The sequence below is a fragment of the Synechococcus sp. R5-13 genome (assembly GCF_047462015.1).
Taxonomy (GTDB): Bacteria; Cyanobacteriota; Cyanobacteriia; order Thermostichales; family Thermostichaceae; genus Thermostichus.
This window is the reverse complement of sequence record NZ_JANSIL010000096.1, coordinates 1-26,514: the sequence shown is the minus strand read 5'-3', so window position 1 is coordinate 26,514 and position 26,514 is coordinate 1. Positions and strand designations below refer to the sequence as shown.

At 58.9% G+C, this 26,514-nt stretch carries 27 protein-coding genes; 17 read left to right on the top strand and 10 right to left on the bottom strand.

Going from position 1 to position 26,514, the window contains the following annotated elements:
- Positions 1 to 210: hypothetical protein (locus tag NW840_RS08060; RefSeq protein ID WP_414343563.1), on the top strand; the 210-nt coding region annotated here is incomplete at its 5' end.
- Between the two features lie 97 nt (positions 211 to 307).
- On the opposite strand, the gene NW840_RS08055 is transcribed toward NW840_RS08060, so the two are convergent.
- Complete coding sequence (locus tag NW840_RS08055) at positions 308 to 1,036, bottom strand: SDR family oxidoreductase (RefSeq protein ID WP_011433499.1); 729 nt, start codon at positions 1,034 to 1,036, stop codon at positions 308 to 310.
- Between the two features lie 84 nt (positions 1,037 to 1,120).
- Entirely contained in the window at positions 1,121 to 2,356 is a 1,236-nt protein-coding gene (locus NW840_RS08050; RefSeq protein ID WP_414343561.1) for an anion transporter, read from the bottom strand.
- Between the two features lie 300 nt (positions 2,357 to 2,656).
- On the opposite strand from NW840_RS08050, the gene thrB reads away from it, so the two are divergent.
- A complete protein-coding gene (thrB, locus tag NW840_RS08045) occupies positions 2,657 to 3,583 on the top strand; it encodes a homoserine kinase (protein WP_011433497.1) in 927 nt (308 codons plus the stop codon).
- Between the two features lie 24 nt (positions 3,584 to 3,607).
- Here thrB and NW840_RS08040 read toward each other — a convergent pair whose 3' ends face one another.
- From NW840_RS08040 to eda, 3 genes are read right to left on the bottom strand one after another with little or no spacing between them, the layout of a single operon-like run.
- Positions 3,608 to 4,153, bottom strand: a complete 546-nt coding sequence (locus tag NW840_RS08040) for a diacylglycerol kinase family protein (RefSeq protein ID WP_414343560.1) — start codon at positions 4,151 to 4,153, stop codon at positions 3,608 to 3,610.
- Complete coding sequence (gene ybeY, locus NW840_RS08035; protein WP_414343558.1) at positions 4,137 to 4,628, bottom strand: rRNA maturation RNase YbeY; 492 nt, start codon at positions 4,626 to 4,628, stop codon at positions 4,137 to 4,139. Before ybeY ends, NW840_RS08040 begins: the two co-directional genes overlap by 17 nt.
- Before the next feature lie 25 nt (positions 4,629 to 4,653).
- Positions 4,654 to 5,367, bottom strand: coding sequence for a bifunctional 4-hydroxy-2-oxoglutarate aldolase/2-dehydro-3-deoxy-phosphogluconate aldolase (gene eda, locus NW840_RS08030; RefSeq protein ID WP_414343556.1), 714 nt, complete (start codon positions 5,365 to 5,367; stop codon positions 4,654 to 4,656).
- Positions 5,368 to 6,053: 686 nt separating this feature from the next.
- Between eda and NW840_RS08025 the strand changes: the two genes are divergently transcribed.
- Entirely contained in the window at positions 6,054 to 7,178 is a 1,125-nt protein-coding gene (locus NW840_RS08025; RefSeq protein WP_414343554.1) for a murein hydrolase activator EnvC family protein, read from the top strand.
- Here NW840_RS08025 and NW840_RS08020 read toward each other — a convergent pair.
- Positions 7,169 to 7,819 carry an ABC transporter ATP-binding protein gene (locus NW840_RS08020; RefSeq protein ID WP_011433492.1) on the bottom strand — a complete coding sequence of 217 codons (651 nt, stop codon included), beginning with the start codon at positions 7,817 to 7,819 and terminating at the stop codon, positions 7,169 to 7,171. The two genes, NW840_RS08025 and NW840_RS08020, sit on opposite strands and share 10 nt — an antisense overlap.
- A gap of 168 nt (positions 7,820 to 7,987) precedes the next feature.
- Here NW840_RS08020 and NW840_RS08015 point away from each other — a divergent pair, with 168 nt between their 5' ends.
- From NW840_RS08015 to NW840_RS07995, 5 genes are all read left to right on the top strand, one after another.
- A complete protein-coding gene (locus NW840_RS08015; RefSeq protein WP_414343553.1) occupies positions 7,988 to 8,194 on the top strand; it encodes a DUF3285 domain-containing protein in 207 nt (68 codons plus the stop codon).
- Positions 8,195 to 8,492: 298 nt separating this feature from the next.
- Complete coding sequence (locus NW840_RS08010; protein ID WP_414343551.1) at positions 8,493 to 9,650, top strand: histidine kinase; 1,158 nt, start codon at positions 8,493 to 8,495, stop codon at positions 9,648 to 9,650.
- 574 nt (positions 9,651 to 10,224) lie between these two features.
- Positions 10,225 to 11,325, top strand: a complete 1,101-nt coding sequence (locus tag NW840_RS08005; RefSeq protein ID WP_414343549.1) for a serine hydrolase — start codon at positions 10,225 to 10,227, stop codon at positions 11,323 to 11,325.
- A gap of 129 nt (positions 11,326 to 11,454) precedes the next feature.
- Positions 11,455 to 12,873, top strand: coding sequence for an NAD-dependent succinate-semialdehyde dehydrogenase (locus tag NW840_RS08000; RefSeq protein ID WP_414343547.1), 1,419 nt, complete (start codon positions 11,455 to 11,457; stop codon positions 12,871 to 12,873).
- Positions 12,873 to 13,124 carry an RNA-binding S4 domain-containing protein gene (locus tag NW840_RS07995; protein ID WP_414343546.1) on the top strand — a complete coding sequence of 84 codons (252 nt, stop codon included), beginning with the start codon at positions 12,873 to 12,875 and terminating at the stop codon, positions 13,122 to 13,124. The genes NW840_RS08000 and NW840_RS07995 overlap by 1 nt, the downstream gene beginning before the upstream one ends.
- A gap of 5 nt (positions 13,125 to 13,129) precedes the next feature.
- Here NW840_RS07995 and NW840_RS07990 read toward each other — a convergent pair whose 3' ends face one another.
- From NW840_RS07990 to NW840_RS07980, 3 genes are all read right to left on the bottom strand, one after another.
- Positions 13,130 to 13,657, bottom strand: a complete 528-nt coding sequence (locus NW840_RS07990) for a hypothetical protein (protein WP_414343545.1) — start codon at positions 13,655 to 13,657, stop codon at positions 13,130 to 13,132.
- A 9-nt stretch (positions 13,658 to 13,666) separates the two neighbouring features.
- On the bottom strand, positions 13,667 to 14,053 hold the full coding sequence (locus tag NW840_RS07985; protein ID WP_414343543.1) for a cupredoxin domain-containing protein: 387 nt from the start codon (positions 14,051 to 14,053) through the stop codon (positions 13,667 to 13,669).
- A gap of 170 nt (positions 14,054 to 14,223) precedes the next feature.
- The gene (locus tag NW840_RS07980) at positions 14,224 to 14,889 is read right to left on the bottom strand and encodes a DUF4439 domain-containing protein (protein WP_414343542.1); all 666 of its coding nucleotides are present in this window, start codon (positions 14,887 to 14,889) and stop codon (positions 14,224 to 14,226) included.
- A gap of 277 nt (positions 14,890 to 15,166) precedes the next feature.
- On the opposite strand from NW840_RS07980, the gene NW840_RS07975 reads away from it, so the two are divergent.
- From NW840_RS07975 to NW840_RS07935, 9 genes are all read left to right on the top strand, one after another.
- Positions 15,167 to 15,886, top strand: a complete 720-nt coding sequence (locus NW840_RS07975) for a WecB/TagA/CpsF family glycosyltransferase (protein ID WP_414343540.1) — start codon at positions 15,167 to 15,169, stop codon at positions 15,884 to 15,886.
- Between the two features lie 40 nt (positions 15,887 to 15,926).
- Entirely contained in the window at positions 15,927 to 16,766 is an 840-nt protein-coding gene (locus NW840_RS07970; protein WP_414343538.1) for a cell division ATP-binding protein FtsE, read from the top strand.
- 93 nt (positions 16,767 to 16,859) lie between these two features.
- Positions 16,860 to 17,771: a cell division protein FtsX gene (locus tag NW840_RS07965; RefSeq protein WP_414343536.1), complete on the top strand. Its 912-nt coding sequence runs from the start codon at positions 16,860 to 16,862 to the stop codon at positions 17,769 to 17,771.
- A gap of 61 nt (positions 17,772 to 17,832) precedes the next feature.
- The gene (locus NW840_RS07960) at positions 17,833 to 18,435 is read left to right on the top strand and encodes a hypothetical protein (protein WP_238376736.1); all 603 of its coding nucleotides are present in this window, start codon (positions 17,833 to 17,835) and stop codon (positions 18,433 to 18,435) included.
- Between the two features lie 57 nt (positions 18,436 to 18,492).
- Entirely contained in the window at positions 18,493 to 19,677 is a 1,185-nt protein-coding gene (locus NW840_RS07955; protein WP_414343534.1) for a pyridoxal phosphate-dependent aminotransferase, read from the top strand.
- 158 nt (positions 19,678 to 19,835) lie between these two features.
- Complete coding sequence (locus NW840_RS07950; RefSeq protein WP_011433472.1) at positions 19,836 to 20,636, top strand: ParA family protein; 801 nt, start codon at positions 19,836 to 19,838, stop codon at positions 20,634 to 20,636.
- Position 20,637: 1 nt separating this feature from the next.
- Positions 20,638 to 21,471, top strand: coding sequence for a hypothetical protein (locus tag NW840_RS07945; RefSeq protein ID WP_414343533.1), 834 nt, complete (start codon positions 20,638 to 20,640; stop codon positions 21,469 to 21,471).
- A 303-nt stretch (positions 21,472 to 21,774) separates the two neighbouring features.
- The gene (locus NW840_RS07940; RefSeq protein WP_414343531.1) at positions 21,775 to 23,400 is read left to right on the top strand and encodes a peptide chain release factor 3; all 1,626 of its coding nucleotides are present in this window, start codon (positions 21,775 to 21,777) and stop codon (positions 23,398 to 23,400) included.
- 186 nt (positions 23,401 to 23,586) lie between these two features.
- Positions 23,587 to 24,807, top strand: coding sequence for an aminotransferase class V-fold PLP-dependent enzyme (locus NW840_RS07935; RefSeq protein WP_414343529.1), 1,221 nt, complete (start codon positions 23,587 to 23,589; stop codon positions 24,805 to 24,807).
- Positions 24,808 to 25,229: 422 nt separating this feature from the next.
- Here NW840_RS07935 and NW840_RS07930 read toward each other — a convergent pair whose 3' ends face one another.
- A complete protein-coding gene (locus tag NW840_RS07930) occupies positions 25,230 to 26,324 on the bottom strand; it encodes a hypothetical protein (RefSeq protein WP_414343527.1) in 1,095 nt (364 codons plus the stop codon).
- Positions 26,325 to 26,514: the final 190 nt, after the last annotated feature.

Genomic DNA, 26,514 nt, shown 5'->3' with positions numbered 1-26,514 from the left:
AGCAGAGCAGGCTCAGGGCTACTGAAAGCCCGCTCCGTACCGCTTAGCGGTCGGAGCCGGGTAGTTTACCAGTTTGGGCCGGCGTTGCTTGCTTCTGTGCCGGACGAATGGCTAGGACGGTTGGTGGGGGTGTCGGGAGATCTGATCCAACGTTGCCGCCAAGAAATGAGGATCCCTGCTGGCGCTTTGGGCTGCAGAGAGCAAGATTGAGACGGGGGGAGCCCAAGAGAGAAACTCGAGCGCTTGTTTCACCAAAAGACAAGCTGCTGCCGCCTCAACCCCAGCAAAAGGACGGCAAAACACTTGGTCAAAGGAATTGGTGGCTTTCCGGCTGCAACACTATCTCGCTCGGTACAGCACCAGCGGGCGCTGTAAGGGCAAAGCAGATGGCTTCCGCAGCCGTGGCAGGGCTGAGCATCTTGTCTCGTTGCACCTTCAGGCTGATGGGATCCCAGAAGGGTGAGTCGATGCCCCCGAAGTAAAACAGCGTAAATCTGACCCCAAAGCGCTTCAGCTCATCGGCCATGCACTTGCTAAACCCGACCACCCCAAACTTGGCCGCACAGTAAGCAGAGGCCATCGCCATGGGATAACGTCCAAGGACGCCGGGAAAATTGAGGATGTGGCCGGATTTTTGCTCCCGCATGGGGTTGGCAGCCAGTTGGCTGGTGTAGAAGCTGCCCTTCAGGTTGACCGCCAGCATTCGCTCCAGGTCTGCGGGGGTTAGCTGGGGAGCAGGCTTCAGGATCCCGGCCCCGGCCAGGTTAATCAGCACGTCAATGCGCCCATGCTTTTGCACCGTTTGGTTGACCAGGGCCTCTACCTGGGCATAGTCCGTCACATCAGTGGGGATCCCCAATCCAGAGGCAGCCCCCAAAGAGGCTGATTTCTCCACCAGAGCTCGCAGGGGCTCTTCTCGCCGAGCGGCCAACACCAGATGGGATCCGGCCTGAGCCAGCATGGGCACCAGGACGCTGCCGATACCCCCTGTTGCCCCTGTGATCAAAATAACTGCCTGCGATAGCGGAGAAGACACGTTACGTTTCTTAAACTCTTTTTCCCATCATACACAGGGATCCCGACAAGCCAGTCACAGCCCCACTGGATCCCTCGACAGAGGTCATCTGAGCGGTGGAGAAGACAGGAAAGGCTGGTACAGCCACAACCCACTGAACCCCAGGGTTAGGAGAGTGAGGGGCAGGCCAAAGCGCAGATGTTCTCCAAACGAGAGCACGTAGCCTTTTTTGGCCGCTGCCTCGACTGTGATCAAATTGGCCACCGCCCCAAATAGTGTCAAATTGCCTGCCAAAGTGGAGCCAGCAGCCAGCAACAGCCAAGCGGTGGTCTCCTGTCGGGGCAGGAACGATTGCAGCAACAGCACCGCCGGCACATTGGAGATGAGGTTGGATAAAACGGCCACACTGCTCAGCAGGGCAAGAGGGGATCCCGCCAGACTCTCTGCCAAGGATCCCAAGCCCATCCCCCAAGCAGTGACCAGCTCTCCCGTTGCCCGCGTCAGGATAAATAGCCCGGAAAACATCACCAGCAGATTCCAGTCCACCTGCTCCAAAAATCGCTCCGGCTTCAGCCTACGGGTAATCAACAACAGGGCCGCCGCCACCAAGGCCGATTCTGCCAAGGGAAGTCCGGCTACAAAGGCCACAAACAGCCCCCCCGTAATCACCACGCTCTTGCGCAACAGGGGCGGGTAGAGCCGCAGCGGCAGCCAAGGCACCTGGGCAAAGGGTTTCAACGAGCGCACCTCAGGGTAGTACAACCACAGCAACCCCACTTCCAGCAGCAGCCCTACCACGGCAATGGGGGTCATCTGGGCAGCAAACTCCAGATAGCCGATCCCAGAGAAGGAGCCGATCAGGATATTCTGCGGGTTGCCGCTCAGGGTGGCGACGGATCCCAGGTTGGTGGCTGCCGCCAAGCCCAGCAGATAGGGAATCGGGTTTAACCCCAGCACCGTTGTGACCTGCAAAGTCAGGGGAGTAAACACCAGCGCCAGCGTGTCGTTGAGCAGGAAAGCCGAGAGCAGCCCGCTGCCGAACACCAGCATGATCAACAGACCAAAGGGGCTGCGGCTCACCCGAATCAAGCCCAGCAAAGCCAACTGAAAAGCCCCCCCATAGGACAAGCTGGCATTTACCACCATCATGCTCAGGAGAAACACAATCGTGGTCGGGTCAATGGCTTCCCAAGCCTGCCGTAGCGACAAGGTCCCCAAGCCAATCAACAGGGCGGATCCCACCAGGGCGATGGTGGCCCGGTTCATACGCAACCTAGGCAGGGATCCCAGTCCCAGCCCGACATAGCTCAAACCCAACACCAACCAAGACAGCCCCTGCACCCCCCGATCCCTCCCGCACTTCTTTCAGGATCCCTGATGGGTTCAGCCAATGGCAAAGGCTGGAGTTGAAACAGGCCCAACATTCCCGATACTCAATAAGTCACAAATAAGTCACAAGAACCAATCATGGTCAGAAACCTTTCGGGATAGTCCAAAAGCTCCGCTGGATCAGCGCGTTTGCCTCGGCGAGCTGCAGACCGAGCAGAGGTGGCGAGAATATCCAAGGTCTGGCCATCGTTCGTAGGATAATGGGAGCCCGCAGACATTGAGTTACCCACCGTTCACTGAGGAGTTGTCCCCTTGGTCAAAGAACGCGTAGAGGTCATCGTCCCGGCCACCACCGCCAATTTGGGGCCAGGGTTCGACTGCATCGGTGCAGCCCTAGAGCTCTACAATCACTTCTATTTTCGCGAGATCCCTTCTGGCCTCAGCATCCACTACCGCGGCAGCGACCACATTAGCCAGAGCAAGGACAACCTGGTGTACCGGGCTTTTTGCCGCGCCTTTGAGCTGCTGAGTAAGCCTGTGCCGGGGGTAGAAATCGAAATTACCCTCAACGTGCCCCTGGCGCGGGGGTTGGGCAGTTCTGCCACCGCCATTGTCGGCGGCTTGCTGGGGGCCAATGCCATTGGGGCGCTTAACTTAGCTCCCGAAACCCTCCTACAACTGGCCATTGCCCTAGAAGGCCATCCAGACAATGTGGTGCCCGCCCTGCAGGGCAGTTGTCAGCTTTGTGTGCAGGGACAGCAGGGGCAATGGGTGTTTTGTCCCGTGGAGTGGCATGAGAGCATTGGCATCCTGGCCGTAGTGCCCAACTTTAAGCTTTCCACCCAAGCGGCCCGCGAGATCCTGCCCAAATCCGTCAGCTTGGCGGATGCGGTTTTTTCCAGCAGCCATCTGGGCCTGCTCATTCGCAGCTTGCAGTCGGGGCGGGTGGACTGGCTGAAGGTGGCTCTGCAGGATCGGCTGCACCAGCCGGCGCGTATGGAGCTGATCACTGGGTTCAAAACGGTTCAAGCTGCAGCCATGGCTGCCGGAGCCTATGGGGTGGTGATCAGCGGAGCCGGCCCCACTCTTCTGGCCCTCTGTGCTCCCGAGAATCGGGAACGGGTGGGATCCGCGATGGTCAGCGCTTGGGCGCAGTTGGATATTGAAGCGGAGGCCAAACTGCTCAATCTGGATCGGCAGGGAGGACGGGTGGTGATCCACTCCCAGCCGTCTGGATAGGAAACTCCCTCTCCAGTCGGGGAGCTACCCTGCTGCCGGGAAGCCGTCTTGCAGCAGCAACACCAAGGGCGGAAGAAATAGCCAAGCCGCCACCATCAAGGACGCCGCTGCCGCCATCAACACCGCTGCTGCCGCGCAATCTTTGGCGATCTCGGCCAAGAGGTGATACTTGCTGCCCAGGGTGAGATCCACCACCGCTTCCAGAGCGGTATTCACCAGCTCAAGCGCCATCACCAAGCCGCTGGTCAGGCTGATCAGGGCCATTTCCACAGCGCTCAGCCGCAGGCCCAGCCCAAGGCCAAAGGCTATCACCGCCACCGCCATGTGGATGCGGAAGTTGCGCTGAGTGCAGATGGCATAGACCAAGCCCTTGCCCGCGTAGTAGAAACTTTTGCCCAGGTTGTCAGCCACTTGCCAAGAGGGGGGGCGTCGCCAGGGATCCCTTCCCAAAGGCTCGGCACTGGCTGCCCGATCCGCCTCAGATGGCTGCGCTGGGTCTCTGGAATGGACGCGCCGCCGGAACACCGCCAGGCGAGAACGCTCCGGCAACCGACTAGGGCTGTTGGCCATGGGCCACCTCCCCATCCAGTTGGATGGCTGCGAGCAACTGTCGCTGTTGCTGCAACATGCGCTGCAGGGACAGTTCATCCGGGTGATCCCACCCCAGCAGATGGAGCAACCCGTGGCTGGCCAACCAGGCCAACTCTTGCGAAAGACGATGCCCCTGCGCTTTGGCCTGTGCGCGGGCGGTGGGCACCGAAATCACAATATCCCCCAGCAGGCGTACCCCCGTTACGTCTTGGATCTCAAAGGGGGCAAACATCTCCTGTGCGGCAAAGGCCAGCACGTCGGTAGGCTCGTCGAGGTGGCGAAACTCGCGGTTGAGCTGGCGGATGTGCTCATCGGAAGTGAGGCAAAGGCTGAGCTCGCATGGCTCCTGGACTCCCAGCTCTTTCAGCCAGATCTCGAACCAATGACGCCAAGTGGCTTCTTCAATCGGGCTTGGGATGTTGAATTGCAGATAGAGATCTAAAAATCCATCCATGCGGGCCTCACTCACACCACGCCCCCTATTCTACTAGTTTGCCCGGATTGGGCCAGGTTTTGTTTCTCTGCTCCGCAAGCTGCTGCAGCACCTGTCGCAGTCGATTCTCCAACAGATGGCAGCCTGAGTCCAAATCCTCTGTCGGGAACAGATCCCCGGCAATGCCCACTGCCCAGGCCCCTGCTTGCAGGTATTCCGCTGCCTTGGCCAAGGTGACTCCCCCGGTGGGGATCAACGGCAGGGATCCCAGCACCGATTGTAGATGGCGCAGGTAGCGGGATCCCCCCATGCTCTCCACCGGAAACACCTTTACTGCCGTTGCCCCCGCCTGCCACGCCCTCCAGATCTCGCTGGGGGTGAGGGCACCGGGCACGATGGGCAGCCCCACCTCCCGACCCCAACGGATGACTTGCTCATCGGTGAAGGGGCAAACGCAAAACTGGGCTCCTGCCTGCCAAGCCTGCTCCGCCACCTGCCGATCGAGAACAGTGCCCACCCCTATCCAACACTGCGGGTGGTCTTGCCGCAGTTGGGCAATCAACTCCAGGTATTGGGGAACTTGCGTGGTGATTTCAATGTGGCGGATCCCGGCCCGGATGGCCAGCATGGATCCCTCTAGGGCCTGGGCTGGGCTGGCACAGAGGCGGATCACGGCAATCAGCGGCTGCTGCCACAGATGGAGTAACCAGGGGTGCTGTGACCCTTTTCTAAAACTGCACTCAGCATCCTCGAATGCCATCTGTAGGAAAATACCCGCTCAGTGTTTTGCAGTTGCTTGGGTTTAGCTTAAGTTTAATTGCAATCCAAAAACGAAAAAGTCAGCCTGCCAATGAAATAATGACAAACCATAAAGCCTAAACGTCTTTTCTTTCAAGGGAAAGCCTAGCAGATGACTCAGGAACAAGCAAAGCCGGTGTTTTATAGGGGCAACTGTTTGCGCGTTCGTGGCCTTTGCCGGAGTGTTTGCTTTTCCCAGCTTTTCACGGCGTTGCTGGTTCCTGCTCTGGCCTTGTTGTCTCCCTAACCGGTGCTGAACTCAGCAGAGAAGAGGAGGAAGATTCCTCAAACCAAAGGTGCCGCAAGGTATCCCGTCTGTATGAGGCAACTTTTTGGTTGGCCTTCTAAGCGTGAGGTTTGCCAGCAGGTGAGCGGCCAGTTTATCGTCATTTCCTAGTTTTTCTAGTCCGTTGAGGTTGCTGCCGCTTGAGTTGCATGCCGTCAGGCCTGTGGGATCCGGAGGTGGAGTCGCTACTGTCTGGCTCTTCTGTTGCTGTTCGGAGTAGCCCTAAATAGCCAGCTCAGGCCCGATTCAGATCCGTGGGGATCTTTGTATCCTTAGGGTCGATGGGTCGGTTGCAGAGGGTGTGAGGAGTGACGAGTCTCAGTCGTGGGGCACACAGGCTAAAAGGGTGGATAGCGCTCGGATTGCTCACCCTCTTGCTGTTGGGGGGACTGGGGGGGGTTGCTCCGTCTCAGGCGCAGAATGTCAACCAATTGCAACAGCGGCAGCAGCAGATCCAGCAACAAATCCAGAGCACTCAGCGCCGCTTGGGAGAACTGCGCCAAGCAGAAGAAGAAGCCCGCCGCCGCATGGGATCCCTGCAGCAAAACCTTCGACAGACCGAATCCAGCCTTCGCGACAATCAGTATCGTCTGGAACAAGCCCAGAAAGCCCTGGAGCAAGCTCAAAAGGAGCTACAGGAGCTGGAAGACCGCCTGAGACGGCAGCAACAGGGCACGGCTGCCCGTTTGCGCTACATGCAGCGACAGGGGGCCGAACATTGGTGGGCTTTGCTGCTCACCAGCCGTGACTTGAACGAGTTTTTCGACCGCCGCCACCAACTGCAACTGTTGATCGAGGCGGATCGGCAGTTGATCCAAGAGCTGCAAGCAATGGCCAAGGAGGTGGATCAACAGCGCATTGCTCTGGAGATGCAGCGCAACGAGATCTCTTTGATTTTGCAGGAGCTGGCCGCCCAGAAGAACCAACTGCAGCAGCAGGCGGTCGCCCAAGAGCAGCTGTTGAGCCGCTTGGCCAACGAACGCGCGGCCTATGAAGCAGCCCAACGGCGGCTGGAAGCCGATTCCCAACAGTTGACTCTCCTCATCCAGCAACTGATCGCCCAGCAGGCCCAACAGCAGGGGGGCAGGGATCCCGTTCAAGGGACAGGCCGATTCATCGCTCCGGTGCGCGGGCCGATCACCAGCGGCTTTGGCTGGCGGGTTCACCCCCTCTACCGCAGTCGCCGCTTTCATGCGGGGATCGATTTTGGTGTGCCCACCGGCACTGCGGTGAGAGCCTCCGACCGGGGCACCGTCATCTACGCCGGCTGGTACGGCGGCTATGGCTACACGGTGATTGTGAATCACGGGGGCGGCATCACCACCCTGTACGCCCACAACAGCCGCGTTGCCGTTGGGGTAGGCCAGCAGGTACAGCGGGGGCAAGCAATTGCTGCTTCCGGCTCCACCGGCCTCTCCACCGGGCCCCATGTTCACTTTGAAGTGCGCGTCAATGGCCAACCGGTGGATCCCCGCCGCTACCTGTGAAGCAAAGCCTCCGTCGGCAACAGCTTCAGGGATCCCGCCTGCAATGTCCACCGCACATCGGCAATGGAGGACAGCTCCTCCGGGTCGTGGGAAACCACCAACACCGTCCAGGTGGACTTTAGCCGAGCCAACAGCTCGATCAACTGCCGTCGCACCGACCAATCCAATCCTGCCGTCGGCTCATCCAGCAACAGCAAAAACGGGCCACGGATCAACTGGACGGCCAGGGCCAAGCGCCGCTGTTGCCCGCCGCTGAGGCGGTTTGGGGAGGTATGTAGAGGGATCCCTTCCAATCCCACCTGTCTGAGGGCGTTTTCGATCTCTTTTCTTTGTAGCTCTGGATAACCAAAGCGCATTTCCTCCAGCACCGTCAAGCCGCAAAAGTGGCGCTCTGGAAACTGAAACACCAACCCCGCCATGCTGCGCAAGCGGTTGGGGGAAAGTTCTGCCCCTCCCCAGGTAATCCGTCCTTGGGTGGGCCGCGCCAAGCCAGCCAAAATCTCCAGCAGGGTGCTCTTGCCCGCCCCACTTTTGCCCACGATCAGCCCCAACTGGTTCAGGCCCAACTCAAAGGAAAGATCGTTGAGAATGGGCTGGGAAACGCCTGCCGGATGGTAGGAAAGATGCTGAACTTGCAACATGGGGGGCAAAAGAGGGGGATGCTGTCGTTATTTTGGCACCGGAAGATCCCCGCGCGACAGCTATGGCCCTTCTTCAGCGGGAAGGTCGAAGCTTGGGAAACACCTCTATCCGGAGGAGCAGATTAAGCTAGCCTGAAGGTAGGGTAAATTATCGCTCTGGTTATCCTGATGGCGCAGCCTTCTTCTGCAGATTCTCCTAAGGCCTACGGCCCGCTGTCGCGAACGGTTGGGGCGGGATCCCCCCCCCAGCTGAGTTACACCCGCCTGGCCATGCGCAACATGGTGCGCAAAGGCAAGACTTCCCTGCTTCACTTCACCCTGACAGCGGTGGGGTTGGTGGCCCTGCTGGTGGGGCTGGCCTACCTGTTTCACTAAGTTCTGTTAAGTTCCGTGGGCGGGTTCTGGCCATACTCTCCTGCGGCTGTTCCTCGGCCGGGAAAGATACACGCTGAGGGGTCTTTCTTGTTACACTCCATGTCCCTTTTTAAGCTTTTCCCAAGATTAGGTGTTAGAAGGAACAAGCAGCAATGGCTCCTACGGTTGGACCTACGGTCCGCTTCCGCGAACGAGCGCACGGCAATCCCGGCTGCTGAAACGCCAACCTTTGGCTTTAATGCTACGCAATGTGCTACGCACCGCTATCGCGAGCGCTAACGCGACTGGACTTTGGCCTATGCAGACTTCGCCAGACCTCACCTCCGCTCGTTCTGTCATTCGCCTGCTGTTGTTTGCAAAGAGTCGAGCTGTCGTTGCCGAACTTGAGGAACATCTGCGCCAGCACATCCAGGGGTTGCCCGGCCAATACCCTGCCCAACTGGAAGTGGTGCCGCTGGAGGAGCACCCCTACCTGGCGGAGCATTACAAGCTGGTGGCGACTCCGGCTCTGGTCAAGGCTGAGCCCTTGCCTGCTCAGGTTTTGGCAGGCGAAGACTTGGCGACGCAGTTGGAAGTGTGGTGGCCCCGTTGGCAAGGCCAGGCGGCTTTGGCTTCCCAAGGACCTACGGTCCGCTTCCGCGAACAAGAAGGGGCAGGACAGGATCCCACCTCCCCTCCAACCACTGAGGCACTGTTGCAAATGTCGGAAGAGGTGTTTTTGCTGCGGCAGGAGCGGGCCCAATTGCGGGAGCAGTTGGACTTCAAAGATCGCGTTCTGGCCATGCTGGTGCATGATTTGCGCAGTCCCCTGACGGCCACGGCTCTGGCGGTCGAAACCCTGCAGCAGGGGCGCGAGGGATCCCTGGACAAAGCGCTGGAACGGCAGTTGTTCGACCATGCCCGCCAGCAACTGCGCAAGATGGACAGCATGATCACCGATATCCTGGAGTCGGCCCGTGGCGCTGCCTCGGAGCTGAGGATTCGAGCCGTAGAAACCCAGTTGCCCGGCTTGTGTCAGGCGGTGATCGAGGAGCTATGGCCGCGCATTCAAGGCAAGCGGCTGCAGTTTCAAGCGGATATTCCCGTGGATCTGCCCTCTGTTCACGTGGATCCCGACAAGATCCGCCAAGTTCTGTTCAACCTGCTGGACAACGCCATCAAGTACACCCCCGCCGGGGGATCCATCCGCCTCGATGTCCTCCATCGCACCAGCCAAAAGGTGCAGGTGACCGTCAGCGATACTGGCCCTGGGATCCCGGAAGCCGACCAAGAGAGCATCTTCTCCGATTCCGTCCGCCTGTCCCGGGATCAACAGCAGGAGGGCTATGGCATCGGCCTTTCCCTCTGCCGACGGATCGTGCGCGCTCACTACGGCCAGATTTGGGTGGAGTCTTCCTTGGGCAAAGGCAGCAGCTTTCATTTCACTTTGCCCGTGTATCGGCTCTGCAAGGGCTAGCCGGGAGCTGGCTCCCCATGGGTGTGAGCCCCCTCAGAGAGAACAGATCTGACGGTTTTCCTGGACTTGGCAAAAGCGCTCCGCGCCGCTTCCGCGACTATTCCCAGCCCCTCTTCCAGAGGGAAAGGGGGGTCACGGATCAACCTAAGTTTTTAAAACGACTCCGAGTGGATGCTCTGGCAACAGGGACTCATCCTGCCTTTGGCGGGGTTGTTGCTAGGCTTCGTGTCGCGAGGACGGTTTGATGGGCGTTTTGCAATCTAGGTCAGGGCAGGTTGGCCAATTTGTGGGTTTAATGTGGGTTTAATTAAGCCAAGCTCACCGGAGTGGAGTCGGTGAAACTGCCAGCAGTGTCTGTCAGAAGTATGGTGTTAAGGCAATCGTTCTTATGACCAGAGCAAGGGAGAAGAAAGGCACCGATCCATCCGCGCTAGCGGGCCGTAGGCCTTTGCCAGAGAAGTCGCGGGATCCCCGCCGCCCTCCACAACCTGCCAAGAACGCCGTCCCGCCTCCAGAGGGGTCAAAGCCGCAAACAGGTTCTGGTCGCCTGCTTCCTGCCCCTAGGGGATCCCTATTGGTTTCCCGTCCTCAACCGCTGCGTCTTGCTCGCCAGAAAGCCATTGCTCGTCTGCGCCAACGGGCTGCCCGGCCTCGCCGCTTGAGACGTTCTCCATCTCTCGGGCAAGTGTTGCTCAGGGGACTGAGCTTAAGTCTCATCCTGGGCCTGACGATGGCGGGCCTCTCGCAACTGCTGCAATCGACCACCGCTGGCCGGACAGAACAGTCCACGACGCAGCTTGGGGATCCTCCCCCGTCGGCATTCCCGAGTAACATTCTGCCGGGAGAAGCGATCCCGGCTTTGCAGGAGCGCTTGGCCGCTTTGGCCGACCAACCGGGCTTGACGGCAGGGGCTCTGTTCTGGGAGGTGGAAACTGGCGCCTTTGCTGGGGTTAGGCCGGATCAGGCTTTTCCTGCCGCCAGCGTGATCAAGATCCCCATTCTCTTGGCTTTTTTCCAGGCTGTGGAAACCGGGCAGGTGCGGCTGGATGAGAGGCTCACCCTGCGGGAAGATCTCAAGGGAGGGGGGGCAGGCGTGCTGCAAACCCGACCCCTCGGATCCCAGGTTTCTGCTTTGGAAGCGGCCACCCTGATGATCACCCTCAGCGACAACTTCGCCACCAATCTGATCATCGATCGCCTGGGTGGACAGGAGGCTCTCAACCAAAAATTTCGCCAGTGGGGGCTACAACACACGCAAATTTCATGGTGGCTACCGGATCTGGAGGGCACCAACACCAGCAGCCCGCGCGACATGGTTTGGCTGCTCAGCCAGGTGGAACAGGGGCGCATGCTCAGCCGCCGCAGCCGCGACCGCTTTTTGGATATTCTCTGGCGCACCCAACGGCTCTCCTATTTCCGGCCCAATCTGGGCCAAGAGGTGCGCATTGCCCACAAAACGGGAACCTTGAGCTCCGTGGTGGGGGATGCCGGGATCCTGGATTTGCCCAACGGGCGGCGCTATGTGGCGGCGGTGTGGGTGAAGCGAGAAACCCCCAACGATCCCAGAGCCGAAGGGCTGATCGCCAGCCTGTCGCAAGCAGCCTACGAGTTCTGGTCTGCTCCTGGATCCGCCCCGCCATCCCGAACAGACACCACCGGCAGCCCGCAACCCTGAGTCCCCCACTCCGCAAATCTTTCCATATTGCTACGCAACGCTTACGCGAACGCAGTAGCAGTGCGGAGTACTATTCCAGGCAGAGCACAAATGCCAAAGTGGAGAAACAGGCGTTGAGGGAAAACGATATTGCTACGCAACGCTTACGCGAAGGGGCACCTGGTCAGCATCAACCCCACCACCGGAGAGGAATTGGCTCGCTACCCCGTTTTCGACGCTGGGCAGATCCAAAGCTGTATCGCCCAAGCCCACGAGCGGTTTCAGAGCTATCGTCGGATCCCGTTTGCTCAACGATCCGCCTGGCTGAAGCGGGTGGCAGGGATCCTGGAGGAGCGCAAAGCGGAGTTTGGCCGCCTAATCAGCCTGGAGATGGGCAAAACCTTGGCCTCTGCCGTTGCGGAAGTGGAAAAATCCGCTTGGGTTTGTCGCTACTATGCCGAGGAGGCAGAAGGGTTCTTGGCCGAGCGCTCCATATTGCTACGCAACGCTTACGCGAATGCCACCGGTGCGGAGCACTTTGCCAGCCGCAGCGGGATCCGCTACCAGCCGCTGGGGGTGATTTTGGCAGTGATGCCCTGGAACTTTCCCTTTTGGCAGGTGTTTCGCTGTGCAGCCCCGGCCCTGATGGCGGGCAATACCCTCTTGCTGAAACATGCTTCCAACGTGCCCCAATCGGCTTTGACCCTAGAGCAGATCTTTCGGGAGGGGGGATTTCCGCCAGGGGTCTTTCAAACCCTGCTGATCACAGCAGCCCAGGTGGCAGAGGTGGTGGCGGATGAACGGGTGCGGGGGGCCGCCCTCACCGGCAGCGAAGCCGCCGGCTCCAGCCTGGCCCGTTTGGCCGGTCAACATCTGAAAAAAACAGTGCTGGAACTGGGAGGGAGCGATCCCTTCATCGTGCTGCCCAGCGCCGATCTGGAGGCAGCAGTTGCCACAGCGGTCACGGCCCGTCTGATCAACAACGGCCAGTCCTGCATTGCCGCCAAACGATTTATCTTGCACAGGGCTATCGCTGAACCTTTCACGGCTGCCATGACGGAGCGATTTCGCCGGCTCAAGGTAGGGGATCCCTTGGATCCGCAAACGGACGTGGGGCCTCTGGCTACCCCCAGCATCCTGCAAGAGGTGGACGGACAGGTGCAGGCTTTGGTGCAAGCAGGAGCCAAAGTCCATATCGGCGGATCCCCCTTGGGAGGAAATTTTTACCCGCCCACGATCCTGAGCGACATCCCCCCCGATCATCCGGTGGCCCACCAGGAGGTGTTCGGGCCGGTGGCGCTGCTGTTCACCGTCCCGGATGTGTCGGCAGCCATCGAGCTGGCCAACAACACGCCCTTTGGCCTGGGCGCCAGCGCCTGGACAACCGATCCAGAGGAACAAGAGCGCCTGCTGGAGGAGCTGGAGGCGGGATCCGTATTCATCAATGGCATGGTCAAGTCCGACCCGCGCCTTCCCTTCGGTGGCATCAAACGCTCAGGATATGGACGGGAACTGAGTCGGGAAGGGATCCTGGAATTTGTAAATGTCAAAACCTTTTGGGTGAAGTGATGGCGGAGACTGCTCAAAGGGATCCCCAGCCGGCGACGGATCCTGTAATCAAGCTGGATCAATTCCTCAAGCTGGCGGGGGTTGCTCCCACCGGCGGGCAGGCCAAGCAGCTCATCCAAGCGGGGCAAGTGCGGGTGAATGGTGAGGTGGAAACCCGGCGGGGACGCAAGCTGCGCTCAGGAGATGAGGTGGCCGTGGGAGGTGGAGTTTGGCGAGTGCGCCTGGATAAGACCCCAAAGTCAGATCAGTGAACGGGTCAGTGCAACCGGATCAAAAGAAGCATGGCCAAGGCCCCGATTCCCCCTGCCACCGCAAACTGCCATTCCAGCCCCCACAGCAGGCAGGCAACTCCGGCCAGGATCTGGATCCCACCGGTCATCCAGTAGGGGAGACGCGGCGGATCCACCAAGCCGTTGAGCCAGTGACCCAGCCCCATTTGCCACAGCCAAAACACCCCCAGGTATGGGCTCAAAGCTGCCAAAGGGGTACGCCCGACAAAGGGCAGCACCGAGAGGATCATGCCCTGGGCGATCACCAACGTCCACACCAAACCCACAAAGTAGAGGTGGGCCAGTCCGGCTGTTCGAAACTCCGGCAAGCTAGTCTGCCGCACCATGTAGCCCAACCCAATCAGGGAAATCACCAGCCACAGCCAGTTGATGTTGGCCTCTTGGTGAAACTGGGTGGCAGCAAACCCAATCCCCAAAAGGACGGCCCAAATCAGGTACACCCGCCGACAAATGTTCCAGAAGGGAAGAGGGGATCCCAGGGGTTCCATTTGCATGGCCTTCACCTAATCGACGACGACAATGCGGCCCACCATGCTGGGGTGGATATCGCAGAAATAGTCCTGGATCCCAGCTACTTCGAACACCACCGCTTTGCTCTCGTTGCGACTTAGCCGTCCCGTCCCTTGAAACTGCGCTCCCTCCACAGGAGTAGCCGTGTGGGGGGTGGAATCTAGGTTGGTGAAGGTCACCTTGCCCCCCCGCTTGAGGGTAACCTCCGAGGGCAGGTATTGAAACCCCCGAATGATTACCTCTGCTGCCGCCGTTGCTTCGACAGGATCCCGCTCCGCAACGGAGCTGGCTTGTCGCCACCGATCCACGGCCAAGATGGCCCCCGCATTGAGCAGGGATCCCAGCCCACTGAGCAACAGCAACCGCCGCGTCATTGGCATAGGGCTTTCTCCACACAGGTTTAGGAAGAGAGCAAAGGCTGAGGCGCTCAGAAGAAGGCGATTGCGACAGCAGTGCAGAGCACTTGGATCTCCAAGCCCCAAGTCCTACAGAGGACGTTGGAAGGCTTTGCAGATCATCGCCTCATCGCCGGCAGGGGTTACCAACAGCTCTACACCTTCAGGATCCAGCGCTCCCGAGTCTCGGCGCTGACAAAGGGGGCAGGCACCACCAGAATGCTGGGATCAAGGCTGTGGAACACGGCCCGGATTGCAGTGGCATGGGCAACTTCGTTGGGGCCAATGGTGCTGGCGGCAGCCACCAGGTCTTTGTTGGAAAGCTGGGTAAACGCGTCGTTGTAAGCCAAGGCTGCATCAAACTCCAGAGCCAGGGCCAGCTTGGCAATGTTGGCATCGGAGTCGAGATTGCCTTCTTTGTTGTCGATGTAGGTGGAAAGGTCGTAGCTATCCCAGGCCCGAGAGGGGATCCCCCCCAGTTGCCGCACGGCGCCCGCCAGCAGATCCCGGTGCTGTTCGTGATCCTTCAGGTTCTTGGTGGCCACTTCCAACACGATCTTGCCCACCTCAGTATTGCTCAACTTGCCGGCAGCGGTTTTGTAGGCCCAGATTGCCTGCTGTTCCAAGTCAATGGCGGCGTTGAGAATGGCAATATCAGCAGTGTTGGACTGAGCGGCACCGGGCAGGGTGCGCAATCCAATTGCTCCACCCACTCCCGCCAGCAAACCAGCCAACAACAAGCTGCGGCGGGAAGTTGCAGGGCTGGGATCCCATTCGGCGGCCAATTGAGGCAGAGCGAAGGGAGTCTTTGCAGTCTTCATCTCAAGTCTCCTGTCTCGAAAGATGGCAACCAACCTTCAGGGGCTTGCTCTGGGTCGGGCAATTCCCTCTGGCCTGGTCTGATGGAGATACGCCGTGGATGCCGCCGCGGATGCCTGAGGGAAGAGATTTTCGTGGTCAAATAGCCATGAAATGCCTCCTCGAACTCCCCTCTCCCTCTGGGAGAAGGTCCGGGCTATCTTAAAAGCGTGTCCAACGGCTCCAGTGGGGGCCAGCATTCGGTCGGTAGTGTCGTTATCCATCCATGCGATTCTGGGCGTGAACCTGCACCTTGCTCTGCCGGAGGCCAGCCTACAGAGCTACGCCACCTGGATTGAGGCGCGTATTCGGGAGGGGCAGGGCGCTCAAGTGGTCACCTGCAACCCGGAAATGATCATGCAGGCGCAGCGGGATCTGGCCTTTGCCCAGGTGCTGCAAGCGGCGGAGCTGGTGATCCCCGATGGCATTGGGGTGGTGTGGGCCCTGCGGCGGCAGGGGATCCGCGTCCAGCGGGTGCCGGGGATCGAGCTGGCAGAAACCCTGATCCCGTTGGCGGCAGAACGGGGGTGGCGCTTGGCCCTGGTGGGGGGAAGGCCGGAAGTCAACCGGGCAGCAATTCGATATTGGCAAGCCCAGTGTCCTGCTTTGGCCCTCTGGGGCTACCACGGCTACTTCTCTAGCGAGGAAGAAAAAGAGCTTCTGCAAGCTCTCCAGGAATTTCGACCGCAACTGGTGTGGGTGGGGCTGGGATCCCCGCGGCAGGAGCTGTGGATCCAAAAGTGGCGTCCCCTTTTGCCCCAAGCCATCTGGATGGGGGTGGGGGGCAGCTTGGACATTTGGGCCGGCCAAAAACGGCGAGCGCCCCGTTGGTGGCGTGACCATCACCTGGAATGGTTGTATCGTCTCTATCAGGAACCCTGGCGCTGGCGACGCATGTTAGCTCTGCCCAGCTTTGTCTGGCGAGTGCTGTGGGATCCCTCTTCTCGTTTGCGCCCCTAGTCTGCCGGCGCTCTCTCCCTCCTCTGTCTAGGCGCTTACTATGGTGATCGGTCAGCACATCGGCTATCCTCCTCGCTTACACCGTTGGGCGGGTACGGCTCCGACCCCTCATCCCCCTGCCCCGGCCAATCCAGAGGCCACCCTGGGCTTTTACAGCAGCACCCAATCCGGATCCCTGCAAGCCCCGGCCAGCATGGTGTCCTTGCGGGGCGTGAGCAAGGTCTTTCCCAACGGCAACTTAATTTTTCAGGATGTGAACTTGGAGGTGCGCCGCGGCGAGTTTGTGTTCGTAACTGGGGTCTCCGGGGCGGGCAAGTCCACCCTGCTGCGGCTACTCTACGGGGCGGAACAGGCCACCGAGGGCACGGTCATCGTCGATCAAGTCTGTCTCTTTTCTTCTGAAGGGCGGCGGCGACCCTACCGCATCCCACCGCGTCCGCTGGCCATGTTGCGGCGGCGCTTGGGGGTGGTTTTCCAAGATTATCGCCTTCTGGCCAACCGCACCCTGGCAGAAAATGTGGCCTTCGTGCTGCGCGCCCAAGGGCTGTCCCCCGCAGAAATCCGCCGTCGCATCGGGCCGACCCTAAAGATGGTGGGGCTGACCGAAAAGCGAGATCACTTTCCCCATGAGCTTTCGGGGGGGGAACAGCAGCGCCTTAGCCTGGCCCGTGCCATTGTCAACATGCCGGTGCTGCTGCTGGCGGACGAGCCAACAGGAAACCTAGATCCGGAAAACTCCCTCTTGGTTCTCCAGATTTTGGAGCGGCTCAATTCCTTTGGGGTGACCGTCATCATGACCAGCCATGACCCCTATCTGGTGGAGCGGGCCGGCCACCGGGTGGTGCGCATGGAGGGAGGGCGCCTGTATGATCTGCGCTGAGGGCTGCCGGGATCCCTACTTTGCTCTTCACAGACTCTGTTGAGCTCCAGGGGGCAAGGGTCTGAGCCCATTGATTGTTGGATGGAGAACAGCGTGCAATCTCTCTCCCGATTTCTCAATAAAATCCGCTATCTCCTACAGGAGACTTTTTTGGGGTTGCGGCGGGGGGGCTGGCTGAACTGGGCCGCTGTGAGCACCCTGCTGGTGTTGCTGTTCTTGGTGGGGATCGGCGTTGAGCTGTCCTGGGGCGTGGATGCCACGGTGCAGTCGCTGGGAGGACAACTGGAGATCTCCGTCTATCTGGAGCCGGAACGGCAGGGGGTGGAGCTGCAACCTCAGGTCGCCCAACTGCCTCATGTGGCCGAGGTGAAGGTCATCACCAAAGACCAGGCTTGGCGCAACCTTTTGCTGGAAATGGGGATCCGAGACGAGGCGGCCATGGAAACCCAGTTGGGAGAGAACCCCTTGGTGGATGCTCTGCGGGTCAAGGCGGATTCCACCGAAGCCTTGGGGGAAGTGGCGGAGCAGATTCGCCAACTGGAAGGGGTGGATGAGGTCTACTACGGCGACCGCATTGTGGAGCAACTGGCCCAGCTCCAGGACATGCTGCGGCTGGGATCCCTGACCATTACCGGCGTGTTGGCCCTGACAGCGGTGGCGGTCATCACCACCACCATTCGCCTCATCGTCATGGCGCGGCGGCGGGAGATCGAGGTGATGCAATTGGTGGGGGCGACGGCAGCCTGGATTTACTTGCCCTTTATTTTGCAAGGGTGCCTGTTTGGGGTGATCAGCGCAGTGGGAGCTTGGGGATTGATCTTGGGATCCCAGCAGTTGCTGCAGGAGCTGCTGGAGCAGTTGATTGCCTTGCCCTTCCTCAAGGTGATGCAGGCAGATCGCAGCCAACTGGAGTTTTGGCTCTTGCCGTCGATGTTGTTGGGGATGGGGGTTTTTCTGGGCACCACCAGCAGCTTGATCGCGGTGCGCAAGTCGGCAGGGCGATGAGCTGGAGGCGATGCTGAGGAAAGCCCTGGATATTCCAATCTGAGGATCGCCATAGGATAAGATGATGGACTCTACTTCCCTGGCTTTCCAAGATCTGGCCGCCATGAACCCATTGCCTCCTCCCGCCCACCCCTACCAGTTCCGCGCTTTGGGCCTGATTAAGGGATCCCTGAAATCGATCCCCAAGACTTATGCGCAGGCAACCTTGGTTGCCTCTGACGGAGCAGAATATCCGGCTACCCCCGGACGCGCCGAGCTTCTCGGCCCCTTCGAGCACTGCATCAAGAGCGGCCATACCTACTGGTACTACGTGCAGCCGCAGCCGCGTTCAGGGGGGGCTTTGGGCTTGAGCATCATCCGCATCCTGGCCCTGCCGGAAGAGGAGCAAGACCCAGAGTGGGAAGAAGAACCGTTTTTGCCTGCCCCTGAGGACACAGAGGAAGGCTTTAACATCCGCGGCATTGTCGAGCCCCACGATGGCTTTGTTGAGGTGACCGTGCGGCGCAAGCCCCAGGGAACCAAGCAATTTGCTCCTCTGCAATTGCGCTTGGAAGGGTTCTTGCCCGGAGCTGTGGCGGGCGAGTTTTGGGATCTGTTGGCAGAGCGAGAGGGCAACAAACTGCTGTTGGTGGATGGTACCCGCCTGTTGACCGCAGTAGCCTAGCTATCTAGATTGGCCCTGCTTGAGAACCTTAAAATAAAACAAAGAGCTTCCCAACCGATGGTGTCTGCTGCCGGCTTGTCCCAACGGGTCGCCCATCTATCCCCTTCCCCCACGCTATCCATTTCGGCTCTGGCTAAAGCCATGCAGGCAGAGGGGCTGGATGTGTGTAGCTTGAGCGCAGGCGAGCCGGATTTCGATACACCTGACCACATTCGGGCCGCGGCCATCCGTGCTCTGGAAGATGGCAAAACCCGCTACGGCCCCACCGCCGGGATCCCCGCCCTTCGCCAAGCAGTGGCCGATAAGCTGCGGCAGGAAAACGGCCTGGAGTTCAGCCACGACCAAATCCTGATCAGCAACGGCGGCAAGCAAACCCTGTTTAACCTGGCCATGGTGCTGCTGGATCCCGGCGATGAAGTGATCCTGCCTGTTCCCTACTGGGTCAGCTACCCCGAAATTGCCATTTTGGCAGGGGCAAAGGTTGTGCAGGTGCAGACGGAAGAGGCCCAGGGGTTCAAGCTCACCGCCGCCCAACTGCGCCAGGCCCTCACCCCCCGCAGCAAGCTGCTGATTCTCAACTCGCCGGCCAACCCCACCGGAGCCGTTTACCACCGGCACGAGCTGGCAGCTCTGGCAGAGGTGATCCTCTCCGCCCCCCATCTGTACGTGATCTGCGACGAGATCTACGAAAAGCTGGTTTATGGACAAGCCCGCCACATCAGCCTGGGATCCCTTTGCCCTGACTTGATGCCGCGCCTGATTCTCAGCAGTGGCTTTGCCAAAGCCTACGCCATGACCGGCTGGCGGGTGGGCTACTTGGCCGGGCCCAAGCCCATCATTGAGGCGGCCATCAACCTGCAAAGCCACAGCACCTCCAATGTCTGCACCTTCGCCCAGTACGGTGCTCTGGAAGCCCTGACCAGCCCCCTATCGGCAGCAGCTGTGGAAAAAATGCGCCAAGAATTCTGGCAGCGGCGAGATCTGATGCTGGACGGGATCCGCACCTTGCCAGGGGTGACTTGCCCGGAGCCAGAAGGTGCATTTTATGTGTTTGTCAACATCGGCCAAACCGGGTTAAGTTCGGTGGAGTTTTGCCGGCAGCTGCTCAAGGAACACCACGTGGCTGCTGTGCCGGGGGTAGCCTTTGGGGCAGATTCCTACATTCGCCTTTCCTATGCTGCCGATCGCACCACCCTCGAAAAAGGGCTGCAGCGGCTGCACCGGTTTGTGTCTTCCCTCTGAGAATTCAATCCGAGGATCGAAAAGAACTGAGGAAGCTCAGCTCCCAGCGGCTGGATCCCTGTAGGCCATTCCCAGCGGCGGGATCCCTATCTGAAGTGTGAACACTATTGCTTAACCCTAGCTATAGTGTTAGGGGATGGGCTACGAGGGGATAACTCATGTCTGGCAGAACGGCGCTTGTCATCACCGTTGCCTGTTTGAGTGGGGGATCCGGAAAGACCACAGCCGCCCTCAACTTGGCCATCATGCTGGCCGAGCATGGCAAGACGCTGGCTGTTGACTTTGACCCACAGGGCAACCTGAGCCAGTGGATGGGCTGGACGGATCTGTCGGAGTCGGCCACCATTGCCGAGACGATTTTGCCGGGGGCGGATCGGGTTCACATTCGGGAGATTATCCGTCCGCCGTTGAATGAGGATCGCCAGGAGCGGCTGTGGTTGGCCCCCAGCGATTACAGTCTCTCGCGGGCTATGGATGCGATTGTGATGGAGCCGGGGCGGGAGCTGTTTTTGAAGCGGGCTTTGCGACCGATTTTGCCGGAGTATGACTTTTTGGTCATCGACAGCCCCCCCTCGAAAGGGTTGCTCACCTACAACAGCATTCTCAGCGCCGATCTGCTGGTGGTGCCGACGGAATGTACCCAAAAGGGGGTGATGGGGGCTCTGAGTACTCTGGTGCTGTTGAAAGAATTGGAAGAGCTGGATTTTCATGTGCCCAAGTTTTTGGGGGTGCTCCCCACACGGGAACAGTGGGTGGGCAACAACCGTACCAAAATGTCGCGGGCCGCAGTGGAAGCCTTGGCGGAAATGATGCAAGGGATCCCCATTTTTACGCCGGTGCGGCAAAGTACAGTGGTGCAGCAAACCAATAGCATGGGCTGGTCCTTGGCGGAGGCGGGGGAAGATCTCCTGGCCCAACCTTATCGTGAGGTCCTCAAGGCTGTGTTGGAGGCCCGCTAACATGGCTACCGCCAAGAAGCCTCCCAAAAAAAAATTGCCCACCGGCCCCACCAAGGCAGATTTGCTCTCGCGCATGGGGGTGAATAAGCAGCCAGAGCCGATGGAACTTGCGCCTACGGCTGCCGACTGCGTTGAGGCTCTGCTCCGTCCAAAAGACGACAGGGGAACGGATTCCCTGGATCTGCCTCACCCTGCGGCATTGGATGTTGAGCCCGATCCATCTGCCGCCGCCTCGTCCCCTCTGTGCCAGGTTGCCACAACCCCACCAGAGGCAGGACGGATGCCTCTCCTGGCCAGTGTGCTCTCCACACCTGAAGCTCCTTCTCGGGATGCGGATCCCTTGTCCAACTTGTCGCCCGCTCCGGTCGAGGTGGAAAGGGTTGTCTCCCCACCCCAGGTCAGTCCGGCCAAATGGGCCGGTACTCCACCGCCAACCGAAGGGCCAGCCGAGCTTTTGCCCCCTGCTACCGCCGGCACCGGCAATGGGGTTCGCCGCAATGGCGCCTATCATGGGCACACTGCCCAGTCGGATCCCCGCGAGGCTCTGGATGCACAACTGGGCCTGCAAAAGCTTACCCTCAAATGGTCTGCCGAGAGGGTAGAAAAGCTGGGATCCCTGGAAAGCGCCACCGGGCTACCGGGCGAGATTTTGCTGGAAGTCCTGCTGGATCATTGGGAACAATTGCCCAAGCCCTTGCAGCAAGATTGCCTCCTGCAAGCCCACCGCATTCGCGTCGAGCGGCTGGTGATCAGCCAAAACTTCACCATTGCCACGATTGAGCAACTGCTCTTCACGTCAGCGTTGCGCAACAACAACGAGCAGCATCTGCTTTGAGTTCTGGCCGGTTGGCCTGGGAAATTCCCCCTCAAGATCTCCGCCAGTATGCCAGACAACAGGGATCCCTGTTCCTGTGCTAGGGTCAAAATGGTTCTGTTGGCTTTTCGCGCTTTTCGGCCTGTGCTCTCTCCCCCTCGCTACCTGGCGGCAACCCAAGCCCATTATCATCAAGTGCATTATTCACCCTACTTCTCACTTTTGTTTTTCTATCTTCTCCCTATTTCTCCCATCGTTTAGGGGACAGCATTGCAACGTCATCTTCTTTAAAACGACCAGGTTGTAGTGGAGCGGCAACAGTTGATGAAAGAACTTGATTTGGCCAAAGCCGTAGAGCAACGGCGCACCTTTGCCATTATTTCCCATCCCGATGCGGGGAAGACCACCCTCACCGAAAAGCTGCTGTTGTACGGGGGGGCCATTCAAGAAGCGGGAGCTGTGAAGGCCCGTCGGGCGCAAAAGCGGGCCACTTCCGACTGGATGGAACTGGAAAAGCAGCGGGGTATTTCCATCACCTCTACCGTCCTGCAATTTGATTACCGCAACATTCGTCTCAATCTGCTGGATACTCCCGGCCACCAGGACTTCAGCGAAGACACCTATCGCACCCTGGCAGCGGCTGACAATGCCGTGATGCTGGAAGATGCCGGCAAAGGGTTGGAAACCCAGACCCGCAAGCTGTTTGAAGTGTGTCAGATGCGGGGGCTGCCGATTTTTACCTTTATCAACAAGATGGATCGCCCAAGTCGGGATCCCTTGGAGCTGATGGATGAAATTGAGACAGAACTGGGCCTCAAGCCCTATCCTGTCAACTGGCCAATTGGCTCAGGCGAGCGGTTTACTGCCCTATTTGACCGTCGGACTCAGGAGTTTCATTTCTTTGAGCGGGTATCTGGGGGGCGGCTAAAAGTTCAAGATACCGTCATTAAACTTGGGGATCCGCAAATTGAGGAGTTGATCGACAAGGACTTGTATTACCAATTCAAGGAAGAGCTGGAACTGCTGGATGGTCTCATGCCCAACTTGGATCTAAAACAGGTGCATTCTGGCAAACAAACCCCGGTCTTTTTCGGCAGTGCCATGACCAATTTTGGGGTGGAGCTTTTCCTCAATGCATTTTTGGAGTATTCCTTACCGCCAATGCCTCACGAGAGCACTGCTGGGCTAATCCCGCCCGAACATCCTGAGTTTACGGGCTTCGTCTTTAAACTGCAGGCCAACATGGATCCCCGCCATCGGGATCGCGTTGCTTTTGTGCGCATCTGTTCCGGCAAGTTTGAGAAGGATATGGTGGTCAACCATGCCCGCCTCAATCGTCCCATTCGCCTATCTTATCCCCAGAAGTTGTTTGCTCAAGAGCGCATCTCCATCGATGAAGCTTACCCTGGGGATGTGATCGGCCTGAATAATCCCGGCATCTTCACCATTGGGGATACCATCTACACCGGCCCGAAGCTGCGCTACGCCGGGATCCCTAGCTTTTCTCCTGAGCTGTTTGCCTACTTGAAAAATCCCAATCCTTCCAAGTTTAAGCAGTTCCAGAAAGGGGTAGCGGAACTGCGGGAAGAAGGGGCTGTACAAATCATGTACTCTATCGACGATTCCAAACGGGATCCGATTGTGGCAGCGGTGGGCCAGTTGCAGTTTGAGGTTTTGCAGTATCGCCTTGAAAGTGAATACAACGTCGAAACCCGACTGGAGATGTTGCCCTACACACTGGCTCGCTGGGTCGAGAATGGCTGGAAGGCGCTGGAGAATATTCCCAGCTTGTTTAACACCCTAGTTGTTAAAGACATTCAAGACAGGCCCGTTCTTCTGTTTAAGAACGAGTGGACTTTACAGCAATTTGCTGCCAGCAACCCTAAAATCAAGCTCAGCAAAATTGCCCCTATCTCGGATCTCGGCCCAGAATTGGGTGACGGCCAATAGATCAACCTAAGAGAATCCGTCTCAAAGAGCCTTAGGTTCTGACATTCAGTCGAGATGCCATTGGTCTCCACATCAGCGGTGTTGATAGGTGTTGATATCTTCGGATTTCTGAGCAAACCCCTCACACAGATCGCAGCAATTCCCCCATCTTTTTCCTGCATCGTCCAGGGACAGAGGGAGTGAACCATGCCTTTCTTCTCCAACCTGGGATCCGATTCTCCCCACTTTGGCGCTGCCCTCAGTGCTTGTGCGCCACTTTGCGAACGCTCCTTGTGGGAACTGGATCCGCAAGCCGTTTTTTTGAATCACGGCTCCTACGGCGCGACCCCGAAAAAGGTGTTGCAGGCCCAGAGTGCATGGCGGGAACGCCTTGAGGCTCAGCCGGTGCAGTTTATGGGAGAGGAACTTCCTCGAGCCTTGCGGGCGGCGGCAGCAGAACTGGCCCATTTCGTCGGGGCCGAACCCGAAAATTTGGTGTTTGTGGAAAATGCCACCAGCGGGGTCAATGCCGTTTTGCGCTCGCTGCGGTTCCGGCCAGAGGATCAGATCGCCTGCACCAATCACGGTTACGGGGCCGTTCGTCAGGCATTGCAGTACATCTGTGCCCAGTGGGGAGCCATCCCAGTTGAGGCGCAGATCCCTTTCCCCATTGCGGGGCCAGAGCAGGTTATCGCGGCCTTCGAGGCCATCCTCACTCCCCAAACTCGCCTGGCAGTGTTGGATCACCTCACCTCGCCTACGGCTCTGATCTACCCCCTGCCTGAGCTGATCGGCCTCTGTCGGGAGCGCGGGATCCCGGTTTTGGTGGATGGCGCCCATGCCCCCGGAGTTCTCCCCTTGGAGTTGGAAAAGCTAGGAGCCGATTGGTACACCGGCAATGCCCACAAGTGGCTGTTTGCCCCGAAAGGCTGTGCCTTTTTGTGGGTGGCCCCCTATCGACAGGCCCAAACTCATCCTACGGTGATCTCCCACGGCTATGGGCAAGGGTTCACAGCGGAGTTCGACTGGGTGGGCACACGGGATCCCAGCGCTTGGTTGGCCATTTCAGCAGCCCTGGCGTTTATCCAAGGGGTGGGACTGGACAACATCCGTCAGCACAACCACACTCTGCTGCTGCAGGCGCGGCAGTTGCTCTTGGAGGCTCTTGAGGGGATCCCGCCCGCCCCTGAAGAAATGTTGGGCTTTATGGCCACCCTACCCTTGCCGCCCTTCTGGCAACAGTGGATCCCTGAGCTTCCTCTTGAGGAGCGCGCCCGTCGGCTTCACGATTACCTCTGGTACAAGTACCGCATTGAGGTTCCGATCATCCCCTTCGCCGGGCAGCTTTGGGTACGCATCTCGGCCCAGGTCTACAACCGTTTGGCAGAGTACGAACAGTTGGCGCTGGCCTTGCAGCATCTGCCCTGAGGTTTTGTCGGTTGAGCCGCTTTCACGACATTGCAAGTATAGTTGCTTCGCACACCAGTAAAACGATTCCAGATCTATGGTCAATTCAGTTGAGGATGAGATGACGTTACAGGTAGGATGGCATGCCAGTAGACCTCAGAAAGAAGCCTTGACCTGAGAGAGAGTCGTAGGGCATGTCCAGGAAGGGAGCAGACCCACAGACGTACAAAGCCGGTCATACAGCGGAAGGGAAGGGTATGGGAGTCGGTAAAAGCAGCGCGGAACGCTTGGGGAGCGTCTCAATCTAGTTTGAAGCGACCGCAGTGCTTTCAAGAGGGCAAGGATGCATGCAGATGGAGGAACTTCTGTTGATGAAGTGACAAGGCCTGCTTTTGCGAGTCGGACTATTCTACTGGCCAGTGTCTCATTGCTATTTGAATTGACTATCTGAAAAAGTCAGAAAACGTATCCCGCAGATCCGAAAGCCGATCGTTGAAGCAGGTAAGCCGATCCCCTACAGAGTTCACCAGCGTCAGATCTGCCCGACCGGTTGTCCCTTCAAATCCCAGTAGAGGAACGCTCATGCGGCTGGGATCCGTGGGATTCTGGGAAACGCGGATGACGGCTCGATCGCGGTTAAATTGATAAGCTTCGGCCACATAGCGGATGGGCTCGCTCAAGGTGGGATCCACCGGCAGCCCTGGGGCCGGCAGGAGATCCACCAGCTCGGTGAACGTGCCACTCCGCAGGCCCACCACGGCAGCAGCTCCCAACTGGTTACAAATGGCAATGAGAACCGGCTCTTGGGCAGTGGCGGTGAGGTTGGCCAAGGTAACCGTGACCGTGGCGCGGCTGGCTGCCGGCGGGTAGGTGACCTCAAAGGTGCGGGCAAAGGCATTGCCCAGCTCGTCGCGGGCGCGAAAGCGAAGCTGCCCGGTGTAGGGCAGGATGGAAGAAAAGTAGATGCCAAAGCGGTCGCTGGGACTCCGTCCGGGGATATTGGCCTGTCCGGGGACATAGGCAAGGACAGCCCGGCTTTGCCACTGATTGGGCGGGGTGTAGGGCAGCAGCGGGCCACTGGTGAAGTTGGGGGGTTCTTTGGGGGGTAGATCCGGCTGGCCATCTCTGTTCAGATCCAGCCCATTGCCCAAGAAGGCCACCGAGCGCTGTAAGAGAATAGGACGGTTTTGGTTATCCAAAAGGGGATTCCGCCTTTCTGCCAGCCCGGCATTGTCCACATAGACATTAAGGGGGCGATTTAGGATTTGGTTATCCCGCTGCCGCCGCATGTTGAACTGTAGGTAGGGCCCCACTGCGCCCGCTGCCGGGGATCCCCCTGTAATTTCAAAATCATCTGCCCGCAGAAAGACATTTTCCAGTGGGCCCAGAGGAGTTGTTCCCTCGCCGCAACCGACCAAGCTGAGCGCCAAGAGCGCCAAAGTTATATAAGCTACAGCAGGGCAACCTTTTGCGGTGGGGGAATCCGAGCCCCCACAAGTCGGCAGCAGGGGCCGGCAGGCATGCTTTGGCTTCAGCATTCATCTCCTCTCCACAACAGACACCTTGGCGAGGGTTAAACCCAACCGGACTGAGTTGAGGATGGGCGGGGATCCCTCTGCACTCATCGGATTCGCCTGAACCACTATACCGTGAGCCTCGGTTCAGCTAGAAATCGCAGGAGCCCCGCACTGTACCCGTAGGGTCAGTGCCGGGAGGAATGCGCTTTGA